The following is a 24,400-nucleotide window of genomic DNA, read 5'->3' as shown; positions in this document are numbered from 1 at the left end:
CATAAGAGTGAATAGTGTTGCATTGCCAACGCTGATACCTTACTAATATGCGATCGCCGCAGTAAAGCTATTCCTCATCGTCTCCCTCTTCGCCATACTGTGCTGGTGGTTCGCCATGATATTCCAGAATCTTTGGCTTTTTCATTTTGGCATTAACAGGCTCAATCTTTTCTAGCTGCAAATCAAACTCCCACTCATCCAGTAAATCAAAGGTAAATTGCAAATGATTTCCTACTTCAATTGGTAATTCACCTAAGCGAAAATCATTAGTGTTAGGGGGAACATCAACAAAGGGATAAGGAGAGCGAAAAATTTCGGGGGAGATGAGGGACAAGACGCGGTAAGATGACTCAATGATTGATCCGGCTGAAAGAGTCATATATCAATTAAAAGTGGTGCTGTTGAGCATCAGCCCCATGATTTGGCGGCGTATAAAAGTCAGCAGCGATAGCACAATAGAAGATTTGCATTACACGATCCAGTTGGCAATGGGGTGGGAAGATATTCACCTCCATCATTTCATCATCCACGGTAAGCAGTACGGGATTACCCAACCAGGGGGAACAGTATTTAGCGATCGCGCCTGTGAAGTAAAACTCTCGTCCCTTGGTTTGAGGGAGAAAGAGAAATTTTTATACGAATATGACTTCAGTATTTGCCCATTAATGGGTGCATGGCGTTATTGGTGGCGGCATCAAATCAGAGTAGAAGCGATACATACTCCAGATCCAACGCAAACTTACCCAATCTGCACTGGCGGTAAAGGTGTTTGCCCCCCTGAGAACTGTGGTGGCCCTTGGGGCTTCATGAAAGCAAGGGAAGAATTTTTTATTTCTGACGTGTTAGAGCGTTTTGCTTCAATGTTAGAGAACAAGAAATTTGACATGGATAGAGAAGAAGCAAGCTCGTTACTAACTTGGCTACTAGTGTATCAAAACTGTTTTGACCGTCAAAAAGTCAACCAAAATCTACTAAAATACGCTACCGGAGACAGAGAATTGATGTAATTGTTTAAGGGGATAGTGTGAAATTTAAAATCCAAGTAGTTGTTGAATCAGAATCAGGAGAAACCCAATTAATCCAAGAAGTTTTACAAATTGAAAAGGGTAATCTACAACCGGAAAACTTAGGACTATCGCTAGACCAAGGCAAAGAATTATTGCTTCAGACACAACGCAGCATAGTTAATCAACAAATTACAGAATATCAAAAACAGCAGGAATTATGCTCAGATTGTGGCAAGAAGTTATTGCATAAAGATAAACGAACAATCACACATAGAACACCTTTTGGTAAATTAAAACTGCAATGTCATCGATTATTTAACTGTGCTTGTAGTGAGCAAACAACTCGTAGTTTTAACCCAGTAGCAAACCTATTAAAAGAGCGTACATCACCCGAATTGCTCTACCTAGAATCAAAATTTGCATCCCTAATGTCTTATGGACTGTCTAGCAAATTATTACAAGAATTACTACCAGTAAAAGGAGAAATAAACGCTACATCTATACGCAACAATCTACACTCACTTGGTCAGCGTTTGGAATCAGAATTACCAGAAGAAGTCGGAATATTATTTGAGGGTTGCCAGAGAGATTGGGATAGGCTTCCCAGACCTGATTTACCGTTGGTAGTAGGTATGGATGGAGGATATGTTCGTTTCTATAACAGAAAAACTAAAACAGCAGGTCAGTTTCAGGTTATTGCAGGCAAGAGTATAAAAGCTGACGGTACATCCAAGCGTTTTGGCATGGTTTATTGTTACGATACCAAACCGCAACGCCGTATATTTGAGGTGCTAAAATCTCAAGGGATGCAAATGAACCAACAGGTCACATTTTTATCAGATGGTGAAGAAAGTATTCGTGACTTACAGTATTATCTGAACCCTAATGCAGAACATATACTCGATTGGTTTCACATCACAATGCGGATCACTGTGATGAAACAAATTGCCAAAGGTATAACTAAAGAAGATGTAGAAACAGGTATTTCGAGCGAATCAATCCAAAAAGATTTGACTTCTTTAAAGTGGTATTTGTGGCATGGGAATGTATTTAAAGCATTATCAAAAATTGAAGATTTAATGGATAGTGCCTGTGCATTAGCTTCAGATGATTATGATACTGAACCAAGCCTGGAAGCAGAAAAACTCTCTGACTATTTAGAGGAATTTGAAACTTACATCTCAAATAATGGTCAGTATATTCCAAATTATGGCGAACGCTACCGGAATGGAGAACGTATTTCTAGCTCGTTTGTAGAATCTACCGTCAATCAAGTGATTAGCAAACGATTCGTTAAAAAACAACAGATGCGGTGGACTCCAGAAGGAAGTCATCTCCTAATCCAAGTCCGAACTAAAGTTTTAAATGATGAGTGGGTTAGCAAATTCCAGCAATGGTATCCCGGATTTAAGGTCGATAGCGAACGGGCAATACGCTAAAGTCTTATGCTTTAAAAAACGCAAAGCAGTGTAATTAAATTTACTTTATAGTCAAAGATTTCTGTAGAAGACTGGCTTGGTTTTTATGTCTTTGTGCTTACCAACTTTCGTGTCTAAGTTGGTAAAATCAGCTCGTATACCCCAAGCTTTTTAGGGGTTTGGGTCATGATCAAGCAGCTCCTCCAAGTACCGAAAGTTGGTAAAACTCAAAAAGGAGAGCGTCAGTCGCCTAACTCTCACAAATACTCAGAGGTTAGGACTAGAGAACATTTGTTACCAGAAGAAGTTGAGTTGATGCGGTCAGCTATCAAAAAATCCAAGGGTCGCCATGCTCATCGAAACTCAACCCTAATTTTGTTAATCTATCGTCACGGATTGCGAGTGGCAGAGGTGGCATCTCTGCGCTGGGAACAAATAGATTGGAATGGTGGTACAATTTACGTGAAGCGGGTTAAAAAAGGTACTCCATCTACTCATCCTCTTTACTCTGAGGAAATTCGTTCTCTCCGCAAGCTTCAAAGAGATTATCCTGCTAGTCCCTACGTTTTCCAGTCCTCTCGACATGGCCCGTTGGCACATGATACGATCGCCGGCATTGTTGAACGAGCTGGTGAGTTAGCTGGTCTACCTTTCAGAGTCCATGCTCATATGCTAAGGCATGGAACGGGCTATTACTTGGCTAATCGAGGTATTGACACTCGGACAATTCAGAGTTACCTGGGACATAAAAATATTCAGCACACAGTTCGTTACACCGAACTTGCATCTACTAAATTTCAAGGTCTTTGGGATGATTAATGCCCATCTCCCCCGAAATTTTTCGCTCTCCTATAGCCATCAAAAGTAGAAACGTTGCATGATAACGTTTCTACTTTTTTACTTACTATTTGAGCTTGACACTAATAGTACTTACGCGAAAAACGGAAAATTAAGGTTTTAGAGCAGGGTAAAACCCTTACACCCCCATACCATTACCTCACAAGTGTAGGTTTTTCATAATTTGATGAGTAATGACTCTAAAAATCACGAGTTAATTGGAGTTGCATACCCCTACACCCCAAATCAACGTTTTTGAGGCAGAACGTAAAAAACCTACACCTGTCAGCATACCATTACCCCTCTACACCCATCTCAACCGACAATCTTTGTGCGTAAGTCCTGAAATATTTAAACAAATTCGGAATGAAGCGCTTGGCTGTTGTAGCTGATAAAAGTCAACATAACTGACAACGCAAATATCAATATTTGTAAAGGAGAAGCGATTAAAAGTTTCAGAATAGTTCATTTCACAGTTACATCACCCAATCGGGTGATTCTGTTGGGTGAAGAGTAAATTCTCTAATTGATGATAGTGTGAGATTATCGTCAAATATTCCAAAAAGCTTCTTTTTTCGACGAATTTTTATTTGGAAAAACCTAAATCAAACCATCGACGGAACCTTGAACAATAGACAATTAGTTATGGTTTAAGTGAGTCGCAGAGGAGACAGTTAATTTCGTAACAGGAGTGGTCGGGTGCTTAACAATATTTCTAAATTCTTATCCCCTCGTCAGCTGACAATTCCCATTGTTGGCTTAGTTTTAACCATTGGTGTTGTAAGTGAGCAGACTAAACCTGTACTAAGTAAACAATTACAAACAGTAACAACTTCCGCTTCTCTAAAGGGTAACTTTTCCAGATTGACGAATCACCAATACAATGGTTCCGATAATTTGTTGTCACGGCTGAGAGAAATTCGGGAACAGCGAACTCAACAGCAAACAGTAGCTTTAGATAGTGAAGTTATAGACGCTGAATCTCCAGAATTATCACCTACAAACTACCAAAAAGCTGGCAAAGATGCAGGAGTGATGCCTAAGAGAAACATTCCTACAAAAGATGGAATTTATCTTTATGGACAATCACCCACACCAAACCAAATTGGTCAAGGCTACATTGTATTCCAGAAGCAGCAAGGTAAAGTAACTGGTGCGTTGTATATGCCTAGCTCTGAGTTTAGTTGTTTTCAAGGCACAATTGATAAATCTGGTGAGTTAGCCATGACAGTCAATGGCTTACAAGATGAAGCTGGCCCATCAGATGTCGCTACAACCAGTACTATCCCTTCTATTTCTGATGATGAATTCAATAACTATGCTTACTCTGTAGCATTACAAGATTATCATCCTATTCCATCTATCAGTCCTAGCGATCGCCGTATTTTACAGATGTGTCAAGCAAATTAATTATGAAGTATGAAGTGTGAAGTCTGAAATTTCAGACTTCACACTTCATTAGAATTCAATTCCTGGTTGAGCTTTAACGCCTTGGTCGCGGAAAGGATGTTTAATTAAAGTCATTTCTGTTACTAAGTCAGCACGCTCAATTAAAGCTGCTGGTGCGCCTCTACCTGTCAGAATTACGTGTTTATGAGGCGGTTTCTCTGCCAAGCCTGCTAAAACTTCTTCTACTTGTAAATAAGCCATTTTTAAAGCAATATTAATTTCATCCAACAGCACTAGATGAAAATCTGGGTTGCGGATATATTCTAAAGATTTTTCCCAAGCTGCATGAGCTTTTTCGAGGTCGCGATCGCGGTCTTGGGTTTCCCAGGTAAAGCCTTCACCCATTGCATGAAATTCGATTTGGTCTTCCCAATAACTGAACACCAGCTTTTCTGAAGGTTCCCATGCGCCTTTGATAAATTGAACGATCGCCACTTTATACCCATGACCAAGCGATCGTAACACCATTCCCAGTGCCGCAGTGGTTTTGCCTTTACCGTTACCAGTATTAACAATAATTAACCCTTTCTCTGGGACAGCTTGTGCTATGCGCCGATCCTGTATTTCTTTGCGGCGCTGCATCTTTTGGCGATACTGTTCATCAGTCAGTTTTGAATCATTATTTAGAGATGCGGACATTACTTCATCAATCAAGCGTTCGATTTCTTTATCTGATTCTAATTCTTCTGGTGTATCTTTGCTCATCAGCATTTTATGGAAATAACTACTACAGGAAATAGGATGACAGGAATTTACTTATATAAAATGATGGGACAACTTGATTGGAACTGAATGTCAAGTTCTATTTTTTGGACAAAAATGATTAAGAAATTATCAAAATAAAGAAATCATGAAAATAAAGTTATACGCTTAATATCAATAAATTAATAGTTTTATTAAAGCATTTTTAAAATAAAGTTCTGTAGTTACTTTGACTGCTCGAAAATCAAGAGACTGAGATTGTCAGCTTCTTTAAAAAGTGGGGATATTTTTATTAATAAATGATATTTTTTTAAAATGTTTAGTGGTTAACAATTGGAGAAACTAAATACAAATCTAGATATTATGCAGCAAATAGAAATAATTCAAGGTGATATTACTCAGTTATCGGTAGATGCAATTGTTAACGCTGCTAACGAGGAACTAATGCCTGGTGGGGGTGTTTGCGGTGCAATTCATCGTGCAGCAGGTGCGGGACTTTGGGAAGAATGTCGGCAGTTAAGAGGCTGTGCAACTGGTGAAGCTAAGATAACGAAAGGTTATAACTTGCCAACAAAATGGGTGATTCATACTGTTGGGCCAGTGTGGGAAGGGGGAAATTATGGAGAGGATGAGTTACTAGCGAGTTGTTACCGTCACAGTTTAGCTTTAGCAGAACAATATCAAATTAAAACCATAGCTTTTCCTGCTATTAGTACAGGTGTTTATAAATTCCCAATGGAACGCGCCTGTAAAATTGCGATCGCGGAAGTTAAAAAGTTTTTTCAACAGCCAAACTCCCTAGAACAAGTGATTTTTGTATGTTTTGGGCAAAGTGCCTATGATTTATACACCAAAACGATGACAGAAGTTACTGAAACATAGTTAACATTAGATTCGGCGCGTTTACTGTTCGGGAGTGCAAAATGTCAAAACAGCGTGGTCAAAAAATCGCACCTACACCCATACCATCTAACATTGGGGTAGTGGATTTAATTAATAATTATTTCACAGCCTACAACTCAGCACGTTTGCGAGAAGTCTGCCAACTGCTAAGTAAAGATGTACTGCAAGATGGCGTGACTGTGGGAGTTAGCCTTTCTGGTGCGATGACACCAGCGGGATTTGGGGTTTCAGCACTAGCACCCTTAATTCGCAACGGTTTCATTGACTGGATGATTAGCACCGGGGCGAATCTTTACCATGATATGCATTATGGCTTAGGGTTTGAACTATTCGCAGGTAATCCATTTGTAGATGATGTCAAACTGCGTGAAGAAGGCACTATCCGAATTTATGATATTGTTTTTGGCTACGATGTGTTGTTAGAAACAGATGCTTTCATTCGCAAGATTTTGCAAGCAGAACCTTTTCAAAAGCGGATGGGAACAGCTGAGTTTCATTATCTTTTAGGTAAGTATGTCCGGGAAGTCGAAAAGCAATTAGGAGTGCAGCATTCTTGCTTGTTGGCGACAGCTTATGAATATGGCGTACCAATTTACACTTCTTCTCCTGGGGATAGTTCCATTGGGATGAACGTTGCAGCTTTGGCTTTAGAAGGTTCGCAATTAATATTAGATCCGGCAATTGATGTGAATGAGACTGCGGCGATCGCCTACAATGCAAGAGAAGATAATGGTAAAAGTGCTGCGGTGATTCTGGGTGGTGGTAGTCCCAAGAATTTTTTACTGCAAACTCAACCGCAAATTCATGAAGTACTAGGATTAGAAGAACGCGGACATGATTTCTTTGTCCAATTTACGGATGCACGTCCTGATACTGGCGGGTTGTCTGGTGCGACTCCATCAGAAGCGGTTAGCTGGGGTAAAATCGACCCAGAAGAATTACCCAGCACAATTGTTTGTTATACCGATAGCACCATCGCTTTACCGTTAGTCACAGCCTACGTCATGAATCAATGTTCGCCTCGTCCATTAAAACGGTTGTACGACAAGCGAGAAACAATGTTAGCCACGCTGCAAAAAGATTATTTAGCAGCTAAAACGCAACCATCTGATCAAGTACCCGTTGCTATGGCTGAAGATGCAGCCCAAGGTGTAGCAACTTATCCTTGTGGTAGATTGATTCCGAATACTCCGTAAATAAAAGTTAAAAGGTAAAAGTCAAAACAGTAGAATCTTTTACCTTTCTACTTTTTACTTTTGCCTTTTCCCACGTAACAGATAAGTTCTCATTTTCTGTTGATTTGCAATTTCTATCTCACCCTGTGGTTCTAGCAAAAATTCATCACGTATTTGTTCGTAAGCAGTGGCGGTGGCTTGGATAGTGTCAGCTAAACATTGCGATTCTAGGCATCTGGCAATGTTGATTGTATCTCTCAAACCCATAGCAGAAGCTGTAACTGAGCCAGTGTGAATGCCAATGCAAATTTTGAGGTTTTGCTGATTTTCGGTATTAAATGTAGCGATCGCTGTTTGCATATCCAGTGCCATTTGAGCTATGGCTTGGGCATGATCTTGGCGTTTTGTGGGTAATCCACCAACCACTACATAAGCTTCATTGATGGTTTTGATTTTTTCTAAACCGTAGCGAGTACTGAGGCGATCAAAGGTGGCAAAAATGGGACTGAATAAATTTACTATTTGCATAGCACTTCCCAAAGCAGCAATTTCTTCTAAACCGACAATATCTGCACATAAAACCGTCACGTTGATGACATCTGCGCCTGAATCGTCTATTTGTGGTTGTAGGCTGTTAGAGGTTAATGCTGGTATTCTTGCTTGCCAGAATTGCTCTGTTTGTTCTTGCTGTTGCTGTAACGCCTCTTCTAGTGCGACTCGTTGGGTAATGTTACGAAAAATACCACGAGTTGCAATTGGCTTTCCACCTGCAAATTTACAGTTAACATTACCTTCCAAAAACACTGTTTGACCATTCTTGGCAATAAAAGCCACCTTCACTTGCTCTAACTGTTCTCCTGACATCAAACGATAAAACATTTGCCGACAATGTGTTTGAAAAACGGGATGGATAATGTCAAAGATATTTATTTGTTCAACTTCTACGGCACTGTATCCTAATGTTCTACACCATGTCCGATTGACATATAAAAACCGACCATAAGGATTAACAGATTGAATTAAGTCATTCGCATTTTCACAAATATCTCGATATCGGGATTCACTTTCTAATAATTTATCTTCTGCTTGTTTGCGTTTCATAAAATGAGCGATTTGACTGCCGACGGAAACCATCATTTGCAATAAATCTGCATCTTTTGGTTGCACATCACGGCTAAAAAAAGTCATCACTCCTAAAATTTTATTGTCGTCTAGAATCGGAAAACCAAATGCTGAACGCAGTCCCGCGTCTACAGCGCTTGACTGACGCTGTAAATCTCCATAGTCTAAAATATTTTTAATCCATAAAGGAGAACGTCTAGCCCAAATTTGACCAGGTAATCCCACATTAGGAAGATATGTAGTCTGCCATGTAACTGCTTTAAATTCACGTACAGATACAGAGCGGCTCGACCAAATTTCCACACATCTTAGAACTGCATTTTCACTTTCTTCAGGCACATCTGTAATGATATATTCACTGGTTGTCCATAATTCCCCCACATCCCACTCTAAGCTAAGACAAATTGCCTGTAAAATTTCTGGCATTACTTGTTTAATGCTTTGTGATTCTGAGAGAATCCGAGTAATTGCATATTGGGCGTTATTACGTTGTTCTCGACGCTGACGGCTGGTAATATCTCGACCAATGTAAATAATATCTTCTAAAACTTCATTTTTTTTCTGCATAACTGAACAAGAAAAAGCTACTAGCACTTTTTCTCGCGTTTTTTTGCGACATACAACTTCAAACTGCTGTAAATTTCGGTTTATTTTACTGTAGTGGTTAATAATTCTGAGCAATAAGAAATTATCATCAAATATTAACGATATTGGTTGATTTATTAACTCTTCCTCTGAAAAATCAAACAATTTTTGTGCTGCTAAATTAACTTTCTTGATTTGTCCTGTATTCGTCGTCACCAATAACGCATCTGCCATTGAACTAATAACTGTATCCATATAATTTTTATATGACACAAGCGTCATTGATAGCAGATTTGCAGAGTTAGTTATTTTTAATAATTTTTGTTTTGTTTTGATTTTTTCTGTAACATCTTCAATTAAAATTATCAATTTTTTCTCAGAAGATTTATTTCTTATTTCACCAATAATATATATGTTTATATAAATTTCTGGTTGATGTTCAAAAATTCGTTGAATTGCTGTTAATTCAAATATTTCTTGTTGACCTTGAATAATAGATTTTAATATATCTTCTTTGCCGAGAAATTCGGGAAAACCAACTCGAATATCTTTGCCTAACACTACCGCTTTTGGTTGAGATGCAAAGCGATGTACTTGTTCAGATTTATCCAGGATACACAAATTAATATCTAATTCTAAGTATTCAAATTTGCGTAAAGTGGAATATTTATTAAAAATCTGCTCTACTACCTCGTATTTCATTATATTTTGAGCCAGTGATAAAATTGTTTTGATAATGGCTTTCTACAGCTATAAACATCTCATGCAATATTGAACTAAAGACCAGCGTCTTTATACTAAGTTGCGTTCAGACATAATATTTTTACTCCCTACTTCCTACTCCCAGCCCAAATTACTATCTTTGATAGCAACTCGGTATTAGTATTAAGACTCACACTTCAGCACCAGTTATAATTTTATAGGTTATTTATTCAAAAATTCACTTAAGAAGGGTATAGGGTGTAAGTGAGCAAAACTATTACACCCAACTCTCAACAAATAACCTTTATGCTTAAGTTCTAAAATTAAGAAACTGTACGAAAGCGATCGCGAAACCAGCCCAGCCTACCTTCTAAGCGTTCCAAACTCTGGGGATTGTTTTGTCCAATGATGAAATTCCACAGAGCGGTTTGAAAATTCCGTGCTTCCAGAAACAAATCTAATATTTCGGGGTCTATCGCTAGACCATAACCTTTCAAAGCCGCTGCCGCACGTTCAATATCCGTTCTAAACACATGACTAGCAGCGATTAGACAGGCAATATCCCAAGCAATGTGTCCAATAAAAGTGTCTTCCCAATCTGTCCAAAGTACGCCGCGTGTTGTGTTCAGTACATTAGAAAAATTGGAGTCGCCATGCAGAGGTTGCATCGGTAACTGAAGTTGCTGAAATCTACTTTGGAGTTTGTCATTCACTGCTTGCAGCATTTGGGCATCACTGCGGCTGAATGCGTCTTGAGAGATCAGAGTTAACAGCAACTGCTCAGACTCACTTAAAGGCTCTAAAACTGTCAGCTCACCTTCAAAGTCTACTAAAGCTTCATGGCACTCTCGTAAAGCTTTTCCGGCAATAGTCGCGTCTGGCAGTTCATCTACCTCTTCGACAAAATCCCAAAAGCTGAAGACTATCCCATTGTACTGATGAGGGCCTGGTGGAATCAGATTAGTTGGACTAACCACAGGTGCGCCTGCTGCGGCTAAATAACTAGCTACTGCAACTTCTTTGGCAAACCAAGCATCACCAAACCGCACTGTACCCGTTGTAGTTGCGATTCGTGCAACTACAGGGGCAGGGCTTAAATGAACAACCAAATTGCTTTTGTCTTGCAGAACAACGGCCTGATCAAATTTCAGGCCTTCTTGCTTGGCGACTTCACAAGCTGCATCGATAGCGTTTTTGAGACGAGACTTTTCTGATGGACTAGTCATTGTTGAGAGTGAAGAAGACTTCAGTCAACTTGATGCTATTTTAGGATTTCGTCTAGTAAAGTTCTTGCTGGTTGTGCTTTTGCCAGTGCAGCTTGATGATCACTGTAAGCACGAACTAGACGTACTAGACCGCTCACTCCGCCTTTAAGTTGCTCAAGCTCTTCACCAGCCAACAATTCTCCATTCAGCATTCGCTCGACTAAAGGTTTAATATCACCGACTTCCTGGCGGACTTTTTGCAGTTTTTCTACGCTGCTGAGTAAAGCTTTCAGGGAGTTGAGTATTTCGTCAATATCTTGAACATCTTCTACTGGTTCAGGTGAATCTGGACTTGTAACTGCATCTTCTGAAACTACAGCTGGTTCCTGTGCAGCAGTTTCACTTTTAGCCCCGTTTGACTTTGCCATGAATGTTTCCTCAAGAATTTTTCCCAGTCTATCGTTAAACCGCTCATCTCGTTTGTGAACTAACGATCGCGATCGCACCCTCAATGATTCGCGATCGTTACCCAAGACTGCATCCCTTGATTCATATTTTTTGTGAGGCTATTTGATTTATACTTTTAGATTCGTCTGAATTATCGAAAATTTTGAAAGTTGTATGTCCAGCCTAAGTTCTGACATGGTACGCGTTTATTTACGAGAAATTGGTCAAATCCCTTTACTAACATCAGACCAAGAAATAACTTATGGCAGGCAAGTACAGCAAATGATTGCCATTGAGGAGCAAAAACAACAGCTTAGTCAACAATTGCATCGGGAACCCACACTAGCAGAATTAGCTAATTTTGTAAACAAAAGCGAAGCTGAAATCAATCAAATACTTCAGCTTGGTCAGAGAGCTAAGCAAAAAATGATCACAGCAAACCTGCGACTGGTAGTTTCCATTGCCAAAAAATATCAGCGTCGGAATCTGGAATTATTGGATTTGATTCAAGAAGGTGCGATTGGTTTACAACGAGGTATAGAAAAGTTTGACCCCAACCGAGGCTATAAGTTATCAACTTATGCATACTGGTGGATTAGTCAAGCTATCACTAGAGCGATCGCCGAAAAATCTCGTACTGTCAGATTACCGATTCATGTTAACGAAAAACTAAATCAAATCAAGAAAGTACAGCGGGAATTATTTCAAACACTTGGTCGCCGTGCCACTGTGACAGAGATTGCCCAAAAATTAGACATAGAACCAAGCCAGATTCGAGAATATCTCAGTGCTGCTAGTGCAACAATTTCTTTAGATTTAAAAGTGGGAGATAACCAAGACACAGAACTCAGTGAGCTTTTAAGTGATCCAGGCATCTCACCCAATGACCAAATTACCCAAGAAATGCTGCGCCAAGACTTGGATAATATGTTATCTTCCCTCAAACCTGTGCAGCGTGAAGTATTAATTTTGCGCTTTGGGCTGTTAGATAATCAAGAACGTAGCTTGGCTCAAATTGGAGAGAAACTCAATGTCAGTCGAGAGCGAGTTCGTCAAATTCAGCAGCAAGCCATGAATATTCTGCGCCGTCAACAACCAGAAATTGGACAATATTTATCTTCCTGAAAAACTGATATGTTGTCTCAATTACTACCCGGACTCTTGTGAAATAATATTAGGCACTTGCCAAGAATAAAATGCCTAGCTTAAAGAAAGAAGCAGTTGCGTTACGCTTCAACGGCTAGGCATTTTATGTTGTTAGGACTGATATCAAGTTCGGATGAAAACTTAGAAAGGGAACAGGGAACGGGCAACAGGCAACGAACGGGGAAAATTAAGCCACCCACCTGTGTAGAAATCGCAAAACCTGCTTTCCTGCTGCCTGAATGATTCAGTCTTTCACCGAACACGATATTACCGAGTATTAGTTGGACTTGGAATACTAGTGGAAGTTCTAGAATTAGCACCAGGATTGACAATAGAACGAGCTTGTTGCAGGTGTTGTTCAAGGGTTGGTAGTGTTTGGGCTGCAAATGCTTTCAAGTCTGAATCTTGCCCCTGTTGAGCTTCACGTCTAAATGCGGAGATATCCTTTTGATGATCTTGAACCATCTGATTCATATATTCGCGATCAAAGTTAGCACCAGAAAGTTTAGATAACCGTTGCTTGAGTTGCTGATCTGTGGAGTTAATAGTAGTTGGGAGCGTTACACCTTTTTGAGTTGCCAACTGTTTGAGTTGATTGTTGATCTGAGTATGATCTTGAACCATACGCTGTCCAAATTGTTTTACCGCATTGTTAGCCGCCCGTTGAGATGCTAGTTGTCCTAGCTGGACTTCTGCTAAACCACCTTGAGCGGCTTCATTGATAAACTGCTTTTCTGAAGAACTGAGCGTATTTTGCCCTGATGTGGTTGGTGAAGCAGTTGGGGATGGACTCTCAGTTGCTTTTACAGGTTTTGTTGTACCCGATGGAACTTCGGATGTATTCTGATTTTGTCGGGGAGTTGTTGTACAACCAGTTGCTAGAGATAAAGCGATCGCCACTAAACCAGTAGAGAGTATTTTGAAGTAAGACATAATTAATGCTTTTCTTGAATCAAGCTGGATTTTAAAACTCACAATTGCAGCGATTGAGAATCATCAAATTAATGATTATCCACTTGAGTAACTCACACTCATACTCAATGATGACTAGCCCAAATCGCTAACTACACCAAAGATTTAGATTGAGGCTATTGTTGTGCCAGAGTTTTGATTGAAAGACTTTTCTCTGCCATCTCCAGGCTGCTTGTAATTTACCAATAGGCTAAACTTTCAGCGTTTAAACTAAGCCTAATTTTCAAATTTATAGGTGTAGCTCAAATATAAAAAAAATGCTTTTAGAAAATACCTACCCGTGGATTGAAGTTGTCCTGGGTTCCAACTATGTGTTGTTCTAACTGAAGAGGGTTAGCAAAAGAAAAATCACTTGGTCATGGAAGTACTATGGCAGTAGAAGCAGAGATAATGACAAAGACTAATGATCAAACATGGACACTGAGCGACTTTAAAGCCTGTTCCCTGCTATATGTAGCGAACTGCAAACATCCGAGGCTAAAACTGCAAACAAGGCGATTTTGAAACCACATTAATTTGCAAATAAAGACGCTTCAAAACGACATTATTTGCAAATGAAACTGCAAACATAATTTTCAAACTGCAAACAAGCGGTTTGAAACCACATTCTCTGCAAATAAGCTGGAATGCTTACTGGGATTGGGATACAGCTATTTTAGCTTTGAGGGCTGTCCAAAAAATAAGAACTTTTATACTGGACATATATGTACACTTTTCATGGTTTAATTTGAACTAATACCGTTCAATTAAATATAGAAAGCTGTTTAAACCGACAGCCCGTTTGGCTATGGCCATTTATGCTTATCTGAGGGTTTCCAGCGACAAGCAAGACGTACACAACCAACGACATGGCATTTTAGAATATGCCAACAACCATGCTTTGAGTCCCGTCCAGTTTGTAGAAGACAGCATTTCTGGAAGAGAGAAATGGTCAGAGCGAGGAGTAGGACTACTACTGACTCAAACAGCCCAAGCAAAAGATGTAGTAATTTTCTCAGAAGTGAGTCGCATGGCACGCTCTACCCTACAAGTATTAGAGATGCTGGAGTGCTGTGTGCGCCGGGGAATCAATGTCCATATCGCTAAACAGGGTATGGTGCTAGATGACTCAATGCAAAGCCGAATCACAGCAACAGTTTTGGGCTTGGCGGCAGAAATTGAGCGGGAATTAATTGTACTTAGAACAACCGAAGCACTAGCTAAACGCAAAGCTGAGGGAAAAACGTTAGGGCGACCCAAAGGAAGGCAATCTACACATTTAAAACTGGACACAAGAGAAGCGGAAATTCGCAGCTATTTAGCCAAAGGCATTAGCAAACGCTCAATTGCCAAACTGGTCGATTGTTCACCTTCCACTCTTTATGATTGGTTAGAACGCAAACATCTCCACCCACGCCACAACAAATTGGTGGAGAAATCATAGATGCCGAAGAAACAAATACCAATCGATGCCATAGTAGACCTTCGCCGCCGCCTAGACCAACTTCCACAACGCAGTCCGGAACGTCGAGTATTAGTCCAGGAAATAGCACAACTGTATGGTATCTCCGAAGATACGGTGTATCGAAGACTACGAGAAAGAAATTTTGTCCGTTCAGCACGCCGAGTAGATTGTGATGTACCGCGTGTGATAGAGAAAGCTACTTTGGAGCGATACTGCGAAATCATTGCTGCCATTAAAATACGTACTTCTAATCGCAAAGGTCGCCATTTATCCACAGTACAAGCAATCCGTTTATTGGAAGAGCAGGGAATTAATACTCCAGATGGTCATGTCACAGTTAAGGCAGGTTTGTTAAAAGTAACCACCGTCAACTGTTACCTGAAAAAATGGGGTTATGACCGCGATACCCTGTTGCGACAACCACCTGCTGTTCGCTTCCAAGCAGAATATAGCAATCAATGTTGGCATTTTGACCTCAGTCCATCCGACCTCAAGCACGTAAAAACACCAGCCTGGATAGAACCAGGACGCGGACATCCCTTGTTGATGCTTTATAGTGTCGTCGATGACCGTAGTGGTGTGGCATACCAAGAATATCACGGTGTTTACGGCGAGGATGTAGAAGCAGCACTGCGGTTTATGTTTGCTGCCATGTCACCCAAACCGGGGAGCGACTTTCCCTTCCAAGGGATTCCCCAAATGCTGTATATGGACAATGGCCCCATCGCCAAGAGCTTAGTGTTTCAAAAAGTGATGGGTTATTTGGGGATTGAAATACGTACTCATTTACCTGCTGGCAAGGATGGGCAGCGAGTAACGGCTCGTTCTAAGGGGAAAGTGGAACGACCCTTCCGCACAGTCAAAGAAATGCACGAAACCCTCTACCACCTGCATGAACCGGAAACGGAAGCTGAAGCGAACGCTTGGTTAATGAAGTTTTTGCTCCATTACAATAGCCGACCCCATCGCAGCGAACCCCATTCCCGGCTGGACGATTGGCTCTTACACTTACCCAAGGCGGGAATTCGACAGATGTGTACTTGGGAGCGTTTTTGTACATTTGCACGTGAACCCTCACGTCGCAAAGTCGGCATCGATGCTCGCGTTACGGTTGAGGGCGTGGCTTATGAGGTTGAGCCTGATTTGGCTGGAGAAACCGTAGTTCTGTGGTGGGGCTTGTTTGACAACGAACTGTACGTTGAACATGGTGAACGTCGCTATGGGCCGTTTCTGCCTGTGGATGGCCCCATCCCCCTGCATCGCTACCGTAGTTTTAAGAAAACACGAACGCAGAAACGGGCAGAGCGGATTGAATCTTTAGCCAAAAAGTTGTCTTTGCCGAACTCTGTCGTTGGTCAAGACAATGAGCCGGATTTGGTCAGTAATCCGACCCAACTGAAAGTGCAACCTTTTGTAGAACCTAACCCATTTCAGGAAGTAACATTTAGCACGGTGATTGCAGCTAAATTGGCGATCGCCGATTATTTGGCACGTCCATTAGCCAAACTCACTCCTGAACAGATGGCTTATATTGATGCGGTGTTGTCGTCTACCCTCAATCAGCAGGAGGTCATGAAACAAATTCGAGATTTCTTCCACCCGTTATCAGGTACGAGCTATGTTGAGTGATGTCATGAATTATTTTGGTCTGAAACGTACCTTAGACCATGCGGGGTATTTTGAGACACAAGAGCAGACCTTACTATTTAAAGAACTCAAGCCCCAAATTAGGCAAGGTCGCTTGATTGCCTTAACAGGTGTTGTTGGCTGCGGTAAAACCACAACTTTACAACGACTGCAATCGGAATTAGCCTCCGAAAAAGACATCATTACTTCTCGTAGTCTGGCAGTTGACAAAGATAAGGTCAATTTAGGTGTGTTGATGAGTGCTTTGTTCTGCGATTTAAGTACAGAAAAGGATGCTAAACCACCAACCCAACCAGAACTCAGAGAACGAAAATTACTAGCCTTGATTCAAAAATGCCGTAAGTCTGTAGTGCTGTTTGTTGATGAAGCTCATGACATTCATCACAGTACGTTAGTCAAAATTAAGCGTTTAATCGAATTAGTACGTCAGAGCGGTTGCATTTTATCTGTTGTACTAGTGGGACATCCCAAATTGAAAAACGATTTGCGCCATCCCCGCTTGGAAGAAATTGGTGCTAGAACCAATGCGTTTAGTTTAGAAGGTATCCGAGGATATCAAGCTGAGTATATAAAATGGCTTTTGGGTGAGTGTATTCACGATGATTACTTGCCTGAAGATTTGATTACGGATGAGGCAATTGCATTTTTGGCTCAACGATTAACAACTCCATTACAAATCGAACATTATTTGCACAGAGCTTTTGAAGACGCTTATAAAGCCGCGACTAAACCTGTCACAGTTGAAATAGCTGAAGCTGTCTTGGCTGTTGGGCTGAACGATTTAGAACCTCGCCTAGTACGGCATGGTTACAATGCTAAAGTGCTGGCTGAGTTATTAAATATACGTGTAAGTGAAGTAAAATCTTTTTTTCATGCTCAGTTACCTCCTAGTCGTTCCCAAGATTTGAGAGACCAGATGTTAAAAATGGGAATTCCTTTGTTTGCGTCAGAGGGAAATTAAATCAAGACGAGAAATACCCTATATAGAATTTTTTTGTTTTATTGGTGTTCAGTTTATATCTAAATAAATGAACATATATGTTCAGTGTAAAAGTTCTTATTTTTTGGACAGCCCTCAAAGCTAAAATAGCTGTATCCCAATCCCAGTAAGCATTCCAGCTTATTTGCAGAGAATGTGGTTTCAAACCGCTTGTTTGCAGTTTGAAAATTATGTTTGCAGTTTCATTTGCAAATAATGTCGTTTTGAAGCGTCTTTATTTGCAAATTAATGTGGTTTCAAAATCGCCTTGTTTGCAGTTTTAGCCTCGGATGTTTGCAGTTCGCTACATCTAACTGCGGCACAGACATGACAATCATGAGATAGCAATAAACGAAAAACTTCTTGACCGACATTTCCCGTCGCACCAGTCACTAAAATTTTTTGCATAATGAGGGATTCCTAGTTGTAAACAAATTTACTCCCTAGTCCCTATTTCCTGCCTCTACCAGTAGTTGATAAATCACCTAAATTGCTATGTACTAAAAAGTTTTTGAAAATGATTTAGAGTATGGCTGGCAAACTCTTGTGGAAAATGTCGCAAATCCCAGTTATGTTCCTTTTGCTCATCATGCCCTACATGGCGATCGCACACAAGCAACATGATTTTGCTACAGCAGCAAGAGTATTTTCTCCAATAAAGAAAATCCACTGAAAGCAGGAAAACTGCCTAGTCGATTTATCTAGTGGTTTACCAACCCAATATTGCCGTGTAGACCTAGCAGGGGTGCAGGGGGCAAGGGGGAGAATATTTCCCCTCCGCTCCCTGCGCCCTGCCCCGAAGCCCGCCACCATGCAGATTTGTCTTGGTAGACTACTAGTAACGCTCGCCAACTTTCAGTAAATTGCCAATCTGACTGACGAGCGATGATGGATTCTCCAGTTCAGGAGTACGCCTTGCCAAAAATATTATCTCCTCACTAGACCAGCGAATATCAGCTAGGCATTAACAGGCTGACGATGGTGAGCAGGCGGATAATGGCTAGTAGCCCCAGCATCATCAACAGCAGCCAAAGACAAAGAATCATCGCCAGTAATCAATCTGGCCCCACGCTTGCAAGTCAGATAATTCCAAGCCCACTGAATCATCACCAACATTTTTTGATTAAACTCAATCAAGAAATAGATGTGAATAAACAGCCAGAACAACCAAGCAAAAAAGCCCTTCAACTTCAGCAAGCCCATATCCACAACCGCCGCATTTTGACCAATCATCGCCAAACTACCGTGATCAGTATATTTAAATGCCGGCAGAGTTTGACCACGCAAGCGTCGCTTAATCAAAGCCGCAACATATTCACCTTCTTGTTTAGCCACAGGAGCCACACCCGGCAGCGGTTGACCATTTTGATCGGCAAAATGCGCTAAATCGCCCACCACAAAAATATTGTTGTAACCCTTAATACTTAAATCAGGTTCCACAACCACCCGCAAAGAGCGATCGCATTCCACACCAGTACGTTCGGCTAACACCTTGCCCATTGGAGAACCTTGAACACCTGCTGCCCATAAAACCGTCTTCGCCGCGATTTCCTTAAATTCATCGCCTTGCTTGAGCGTCACAATATCATTTTCAATATTTGTTACCCGCGTTTTGGTATGTACAATCACACCCAACTGTTTTAAAGACGCTTCCGCCTCTTGTGATAACTCTGGAGCCAGCGTCGGCAGAATCCGCTCTCCGCCTTGCAACAAGATAATTCTGGTTTCAGAAGTATCGATATTGCGGAAATCTTCTTGGAGAGTTTTGTATGCCAACTCCGCCAGCGCCCCCGCTAACTCTACACCAGTCGGCCCTGCCCCTACAATCACAAAAGTCAACAAAGCACGACGTTTTTGCGGGTCAGTTTCGTGTTCTGCCGCTTCAAAAGCTTTAAAGATGCGCCGACGCATTTCAATCGCATCTTCCACAGTTTTCAAGCCAGGGGCAAATTCTTGCCAATTATCTTTCCCAAAATAAGAATGCTTCGCACCCGTAGCCACAATCAAGGTATCGTAGGGGATAACCTTATCACCGAGAATTACTTGTTGTGCTTGTGGATTAATATCATTGACTTCTCCCAGCACTACCTGAGTATTTTTGCTTTTGCTGAGAATTGAGCGCAGTGGAGAGGAAATATCGGAAGGTGAAAGCGCCCCTGTCGCAACTTGATATAAAAGCGGCTGAAATAAATGAAAGTTTCGTTTATCAATGAGAGTAACATTGACATTGGCGTTTTTCAGAGCTTTTGCTGCATACAGTCCACCAAAGCCACCACCAACAATAACAACTTGATGCTGTCGATGATTCTCAAGTGAGGCAACCATAATTAATATTTCCCTTTGTTAAGTCAATGTAACTATTCTTTACAAATATGTAACAAACTCATGATGTGAGTTGCCGTTTGTGTGGAACAGTTGACAAAATCAGGAAATTAATCAAAGTTACCGTTTGAGAATATTCAAGTGATATTTACTCAATTTATGAGTCAAGTAGATATTACTAAAAAATCGGGAAATGACTGTTAAATAAGGATTTTGGAGATTGAGTGATTATGCATATTGACAAAGATGCAATGATTTTTATGGGTAGAAATGCGTTGTAATTAGAAATAAAAAATTGATTGATTAGCTTTATAAATAAATGAGTCCATACTTTCAGATTTATTAAGACAAGTATTTTTGAGTGTTGATTATTGCTAGTAAACAAAATTCATAAATTACTGTGTAATTAAAAGCATAAAAACCTTTAGCTTTGAGTGTATGGCAATATTTGAAGAGCCAAAATCTGGAGATTATGTTGTTGTGGGACTTCCAAGAAATAAATTACTCAGCAAAAATCATAATTTGATATCTATAAGATAATGATAATCATTCTGAGGGGGGTGAGAGGCGGTTGCCGACGGCAACCGCCTCTCACCCCCTAAAAACACTCATAAAAAAGTCTGCACTCTGTAAATAATGTCAGGTGCATTATCATCATTAATATTGATATTTTTTTAGCTGAAAGCTTTAAAAATAGTCAGAGAAATTAAGTGCTGCCACAACAAATATCAACAAACCATTTACCTAAATTGGGAAACTTTTCATTTGTGGAGTTAGTCAGACGTTCTATTTGTTCTTCAATAGCAGACATAGCTTTATTGGTTAGCTTAACTCCTGTTTCATAAGTCTGAGTTATTAATTTAACTACTACAGGATGTTTGCCTTTCCATGTCATGTTTTTTGCAAAATTTAAAGCAGTTTCAACTTCATCGAGAATGCTGCCATTCCAAGACTTTTCTAATATCCCCCATACTCTTTCAATGGGGTTATATTTGCTGTGATAGGGTGGATAGTAGGCTAACCGTATATTTAGTTGATATTGATGAACAAACTCGACTATACGTTTCATGAACTGGGTACGTCTAGAATTATTATCTGTCCCATTATCCTGGTTAAGAATCAGGGTTTTTATTGTGGGAAATCGCCAACTCTCACTCTTCCAAAAATCTTGTAGAGCATCTACAATAAAATCACTCGTTACATTAGACTCTGTAAAGTATAAAAATAGTTCGTCTAATTCTGGAAGGAAGATGCCGTAAGGAGTTACGGTAGTTTTTGGATGAAAATTATGGTCTTCTGTTTCTGTGACAACTCGGTTTTTTCCTCCTCTGTCAAAGCAGCCAATATCTACACGGGCTTTGGCATCCAGACTAAGACGTAAGATACTTGGATCATCCAGAGCGGATTGATTAACTATTGCTAATTGTTCAAAAATTGCGTCTGTTTCTGGAATTTTTTTTGAGGTAAAACTTTTGCTACTCGATTGAGTCTATAACCTAAATCATTCAATTTGATACGAATTGTTTCTTCAGTTGGTAACTGTTCGTCACTATAGCCACACTTTTCAATTAATAGTTTTCTGACTTTGCTTGCTGTTAGGCGTGTATATAACCTCTGGCTTTTAAAACTTGGGTCGGTTTGGCTCTGTGAATCAACTAATTTTTTAATATCTTCTAACAACGAAGGTAAGTGTTCTTCTGCTTTCCATCGACCCCTAGCTGAATAATTATCAAAGCAAGTAATCCCACTGGTTAATTCTTTAATTCCTTTACGAATGGTTTTTCTATCCCATCCCAACTCGTTTTGAGCTATGAGTTGTCCTCCATAGCCTAATCCCATAACAGTCTGCGCTTGAAAACGTCGTCTGGCTGCACCTTTCAATTGAGTAGCTGTTTCCTTGAGCAAACTTTTCAATGAGTCAGTTAATTCAATTGACACTCCAACACACCCCAAAACTCGAACCATATATTGAAATTACTACAAAAAGGGAAGTCACGGCAGCCGATGGCTGCCGTGACTTCCTACCCCCCTATAATGATTATCATTATTATGCTTTGGGGATTTTATTTCTTGGAAGTCCCTGTTGAGTATTGAAAATCAAGTATTGCCAGATGATCGGCGATCGCTTATGGTTCCCTGCTCAATCACTGATAAAGTTAGTTGGTTGTTAACAGTCAACAATCAACAGTCAACACAAAAGAGAAGGTTTTGGTTACAACCAATATTTATAGGCAGCGTAAGCCATAGTTACAACTCCCGTTAAAATTGCAGATTCATCAACTTCAAATTCGGGATGGTGTAATGGGTGATTCAAAAGTCTATCTTTGTAACCAACACCCAAGCGAAACATAGAACCAGGAGCATGTTCTAAATAAACTGAAAAATCTTCAGCACCGAGAGAGGGTTCGGGTAAAACTTGGACGCGATCGCTACTCCATGCTTCTTCCGCAGCTGATTGCAACAACTGTGTTAGGGAATAATCATTTTGGACGCTGGGTACACCTTGACGGTAGCTAACTTGGTAATTTGCTCCGTAAGCATGACACACATTCGCCACAATATTTTCAATCCAATTGGGGAGATGGGCGCGAGTTTCGGGATGAAGCGATCGCACAGTTCCGAATAACTGTACCTTATCCGCAATCACATTTGGCGCTCTACCACCATTAATTTTCCCTATACTCAACACTACTGGGCGCAAAGGATTCTGAGTCCGGCTAATAGCTTGTTGCAACGCAGTAATGACTTGTGCAGCAATCCAAATTGCATCAACTGCTTCATGAGGACGTGCGCCGTGTCCAGATTCACCGATAATCGTAATTTCTAAATCATCGGCTGCGGCTGTCAAAGCCCCATAGCGCACTCCAATCGAACCTGCGGGTATGGAAGGAAAAACATGAACTCCTAAAATTGCAGAAACACTTTCCATTGCCTTATCTTGCACCATCCAGTGCGCTCCTTGGGCAATTTCCTCTGCTGCTTGAAATAAAAATCGTACCTTACCACCCAATTCATCAGCGATTTGGGATAATACCATTGCCGTACCTAACCCAACGGTGGTGTGGACATCATGGCCACAAGCGTGCATTACACCATCTCTACGGGAAGCATATTCTAAACCTGTACGTTCTTGGATGGGTAAAGCATCCATATCCGTCCGAATAGCTAATAAACGAGGATCTGAACCTGTACCCTGCACTTCCCCAATCACACCAGTTTTACCAACACCTTCTTGTACAAGCAGGCCACTAGAAGACAGAACCCCAGCTACAAAGGCGGCTGTTTGGTACTCTTGACCACTGAGTTCGGGATGAGCGTGAATATGACGGCGAATTTCAACTAAACGGGGCGCTAGTTTTGTGGCTATGTCTTTAATACTGGTTAGCATCAATCAATTTCTGTTACGGGCTTTGTTCCCATGATAAAGAAGTGTTAATGAACAAAATGTTCTTAATTGGTGATTGGTGATTATAGCAAAGTAATAAAGAGCCAGCGCAACGCACTGACTCCTCAATTGTCTGAAGTAGCTTAGTGGAGTAGTTTTCCCTACTCCCTACTCCCTGTTATTGTGTATAGCAAGTTGTACCGCGTATATTTTCTGATTTAAATTTGTTGCATTGTCTGGGAATAATGCGTTGTGTTGACCACCAGTAAGGTTTATCAGAAGTCACCCCACCAACAGGCAAAGTTGTCAGTCGGAAGTTAGCTCCCCGGAAATTAGTAAAGTATAACTTAGCACCTGTCATGTTTGTAGCAGTCAAATTAGCACCAAGAAAACCAGCAAAAGATATATCTGAATTTTCCAAAGATGCTGATGTGAGATTTGTACCTGTTAAAGATGCGCCTGTGAGATTGGCAGAATTTAGAACTGCACCTTCTAGATTTGCACCCGTCAAATCTGCATTTGCAAGATTTACTTGCGATAAATTTGCTCCCTTTAAGTTAGCCCCGCGTAAATTTGCACCAGCTAAATTAAATTGAGTGAGTTCAGCACCACTTAAATCGCACCGAGAACAACTTCCGGATGTTTTTAACTGTTCTAGGTCTTGCGGATTCAATCCCAAGGCTTTTTCTGTTAACCCCGTACAAACTATTAGAGCAACAACACTGACAATCTGGAGTTTCATAATTTTTACGGATATTTGTATGAGTGATAAGTTAAGTGTCGATCTACTGCCATACTTAACATATACACATATACCGCTTGCTCAGCAAATCCTGGGAATGAAGTGGCGATGAAGAAGCTATAAAAATAGTATAAATTCTGAGATTGGGACTACACAAAACCAAATTTAGGTTTTAGAATCGATTCGTAAGGAACTATACAGAACCAATTAT

22 protein-coding genes are annotated in these 24,400 nt (G+C 40.5%); 11 read left to right on the top strand and 11 right to left on the bottom strand.

What is annotated here, in order from left to right; all coding sequences use genetic code 11:
- Nucleotides 1-67: 67 nt before the first annotated feature.
- Nucleotides 68-379 (bottom strand): hypothetical protein, encoded by a 312-nt coding sequence (locus ACMX3D_RS03500; RefSeq protein WP_482750094.1) that lies wholly within the window; start codon nt 377-379, stop codon nt 68-70.
- On the opposite strand from ACMX3D_RS03500, the gene ACMX3D_RS03495 reads away from it, so the two are divergent.
- The 4 genes from ACMX3D_RS03495 (at nt 354) to ACMX3D_RS03480 (ending at nt 4,672) form a co-directional block, all read left to right on the top strand.
- Complete coding sequence (locus ACMX3D_RS03495) at nt 354-1,007, top strand: plasmid pRiA4b ORF-3 family protein (protein ID WP_482750093.1); 654 nt, start codon at nt 354-356, stop codon at nt 1,005-1,007. The two genes, ACMX3D_RS03500 and ACMX3D_RS03495, sit on opposite strands and share 26 nt — an antisense overlap.
- Nucleotides 1,008-1,024: 17 nt before the next feature.
- Complete coding sequence (locus ACMX3D_RS03490; RefSeq protein ID WP_482750092.1) at nt 1,025-2,446, top strand: ISKra4 family transposase; 1,422 nt, start codon at nt 1,025-1,027, stop codon at nt 2,444-2,446.
- A 165-nt stretch (nt 2,447-2,611) separates the two neighbouring features.
- Nucleotides 2,612-3,244, top strand: coding sequence for a tyrosine-type recombinase/integrase (locus ACMX3D_RS03485; RefSeq protein ID WP_482750091.1), 633 nt, complete (start codon nt 2,612-2,614; stop codon nt 3,242-3,244).
- A 717-nt stretch (nt 3,245-3,961) separates the two neighbouring features.
- Nucleotides 3,962-4,672: a hypothetical protein gene (locus ACMX3D_RS03480; protein ID WP_482750090.1), complete on the top strand. Its 711-nt coding sequence runs from the start codon at nt 3,962-3,964 to the stop codon at nt 4,670-4,672.
- Nucleotides 4,673-4,720: 48 nt separating this feature from the next.
- Here ACMX3D_RS03480 and cobO read toward each other — a convergent pair whose 3' ends face one another.
- Nucleotides 4,721-5,416: a cob(I)yrinic acid a,c-diamide adenosyltransferase gene (cobO, locus tag ACMX3D_RS03475; RefSeq protein ID WP_482750089.1), complete on the bottom strand. Its 696-nt coding sequence runs from the start codon at nt 5,414-5,416 to the stop codon at nt 4,721-4,723.
- A 360-nt stretch (nt 5,417-5,776) separates the two neighbouring features.
- Here cobO and ACMX3D_RS03470 point away from each other — a divergent pair, with 360 nt between their 5' ends.
- A complete protein-coding gene (locus ACMX3D_RS03470) occupies nt 5,777-6,295 on the top strand; it encodes an O-acetyl-ADP-ribose deacetylase (RefSeq protein WP_482750088.1) in 519 nt (172 codons plus the stop codon).
- A 41-nt stretch (nt 6,296-6,336) separates the two neighbouring features.
- Entirely contained in the window at nt 6,337-7,512 is a 1,176-nt protein-coding gene (locus ACMX3D_RS03465; protein ID WP_482750087.1) for a homospermidine biosynthesis protein, read from the top strand.
- A gap of 54 nt (nt 7,513-7,566) precedes the next feature.
- Here the strand turns inward: ACMX3D_RS03465 and ACMX3D_RS03460 are convergent, their stop codons facing one another.
- The 3 genes from ACMX3D_RS03460 to ACMX3D_RS03450 form a co-directional block, all read right to left on the bottom strand.
- Nucleotides 7,567-9,900 carry a PAS domain S-box protein gene (locus ACMX3D_RS03460; protein WP_482750086.1) on the bottom strand — a complete coding sequence of 778 codons (2,334 nt, stop codon included), beginning with the start codon at nt 9,898-9,900 and terminating at the stop codon, nt 7,567-7,569.
- A gap of 323 nt (nt 9,901-10,223) precedes the next feature.
- Nucleotides 10,224-11,126: a phosphotransferase gene (locus tag ACMX3D_RS03455; RefSeq protein WP_482750085.1), complete on the bottom strand. Its 903-nt coding sequence runs from the start codon at nt 11,124-11,126 to the stop codon at nt 10,224-10,226.
- Between the two features lie 35 nt (nt 11,127-11,161).
- Nucleotides 11,162-11,533, bottom strand: a complete 372-nt coding sequence (locus ACMX3D_RS03450; protein WP_482752270.1) for a hypothetical protein — start codon at nt 11,531-11,533, stop codon at nt 11,162-11,164.
- A 193-nt stretch (nt 11,534-11,726) separates the two neighbouring features.
- Here ACMX3D_RS03450 and ACMX3D_RS03445 point away from each other — a divergent pair, with 193 nt between their 5' ends.
- A complete protein-coding gene (locus ACMX3D_RS03445; RefSeq protein WP_482750084.1) occupies nt 11,727-12,677 on the top strand; it encodes an RpoD/SigA family RNA polymerase sigma factor in 951 nt (316 codons plus the stop codon).
- Between the two features lie 288 nt (nt 12,678-12,965).
- On the opposite strand, the gene ACMX3D_RS03440 is transcribed toward ACMX3D_RS03445, so the two are convergent.
- The gene (locus ACMX3D_RS03440) at nt 12,966-13,631 is read right to left on the bottom strand and encodes a DUF4142 domain-containing protein (protein WP_482750083.1); all 666 of its coding nucleotides are present in this window, start codon (nt 13,629-13,631) and stop codon (nt 12,966-12,968) included.
- 826 nt (nt 13,632-14,457) lie between these two features.
- Between ACMX3D_RS03440 and ACMX3D_RS03435 the strand changes: the two genes are divergently transcribed.
- The 3 genes from ACMX3D_RS03435 to ACMX3D_RS03425 are packed head-to-tail and all read left to right on the top strand — an operon-like array spanning nt 14,458 to nt 17,722.
- Nucleotides 14,458-15,093: a recombinase family protein gene (locus ACMX3D_RS03435; protein ID WP_482749427.1), complete on the top strand. Its 636-nt coding sequence runs from the start codon at nt 14,458-14,460 to the stop codon at nt 15,091-15,093.
- Nucleotides 15,094-15,108: 15 nt separating this feature from the next.
- Complete coding sequence (locus ACMX3D_RS03430) at nt 15,109-16,743, top strand: transposase family protein (protein WP_482752269.1); 1,635 nt, start codon at nt 15,109-15,111, stop codon at nt 16,741-16,743.
- A complete protein-coding gene (locus tag ACMX3D_RS03425; protein ID WP_482749428.1) occupies nt 16,733-17,722 on the top strand; it encodes an ExeA family protein in 990 nt (329 codons plus the stop codon). Before ACMX3D_RS03430 ends, ACMX3D_RS03425 begins: the two co-directional genes overlap by 11 nt.
- A 264-nt stretch (nt 17,723-17,986) precedes the next feature.
- Here the strand turns inward: ACMX3D_RS03425 and ACMX3D_RS03420 are convergent, their stop codons facing one another.
- Complete coding sequence (locus ACMX3D_RS03420) at nt 17,987-18,148, bottom strand: NmrA family NAD(P)-binding protein (protein ID WP_482750082.1); 162 nt, start codon at nt 18,146-18,148, stop codon at nt 17,987-17,989.
- A gap of 121 nt (nt 18,149-18,269) precedes the next feature.
- On the opposite strand from ACMX3D_RS03420, the gene ACMX3D_RS03415 reads away from it, so the two are divergent.
- Nucleotides 18,270-18,413, top strand: coding sequence for a hypothetical protein (locus tag ACMX3D_RS03415; RefSeq protein ID WP_482750081.1), 144 nt, complete (start codon nt 18,270-18,272; stop codon nt 18,411-18,413).
- A 284-nt stretch (nt 18,414-18,697) separates the two neighbouring features.
- On the opposite strand, the gene ACMX3D_RS03410 is transcribed toward ACMX3D_RS03415, so the two are convergent.
- The 4 genes from ACMX3D_RS03410 to ACMX3D_RS03395 all read right to left on the bottom strand — a co-directional run bounded on the left by ACMX3D_RS03410 (nt 18,698) and on the right by ACMX3D_RS03395 (nt 24,189).
- Complete coding sequence (locus tag ACMX3D_RS03410; RefSeq protein WP_482749839.1) at nt 18,698-20,065, bottom strand: NAD(P)/FAD-dependent oxidoreductase; 1,368 nt, start codon at nt 20,063-20,065, stop codon at nt 18,698-18,700.
- Nucleotides 20,066-20,768: 703 nt separating this feature from the next.
- Nucleotides 20,769-21,994 (bottom strand): ISAzo13 family transposase gene (locus ACMX3D_RS03405; protein WP_482752268.1). Its coding sequence is split into 2 segments (ribosomal slippage): nt 20,769-21,514 and nt 21,514-21,994, totalling 1,227 coding nucleotides; the frame shifts between segments, so codons are not numbered across the junction.
- Between the two features lie 280 nt (nt 21,995-22,274).
- Nucleotides 22,275-23,450: a M20 family metallopeptidase gene (locus ACMX3D_RS03400; protein WP_482750080.1), complete on the bottom strand. Its 1,176-nt coding sequence runs from the start codon at nt 23,448-23,450 to the stop codon at nt 22,275-22,277.
- A 175-nt stretch (nt 23,451-23,625) separates the two neighbouring features.
- A complete protein-coding gene (locus tag ACMX3D_RS03395) occupies nt 23,626-24,189 on the bottom strand; it encodes a pentapeptide repeat-containing protein (protein ID WP_482750079.1) in 564 nt (187 codons plus the stop codon).
- Between the last annotated feature and the right edge of the window lie 211 nt (nt 24,190-24,400).

The organism is Anabaena sp. TISTR 8404 (assembly GCF_056847745.1).
Note: the sequence above shows the minus strand (reverse complement) of the source record. Positions and strands in the feature narration are given on the sequence as shown.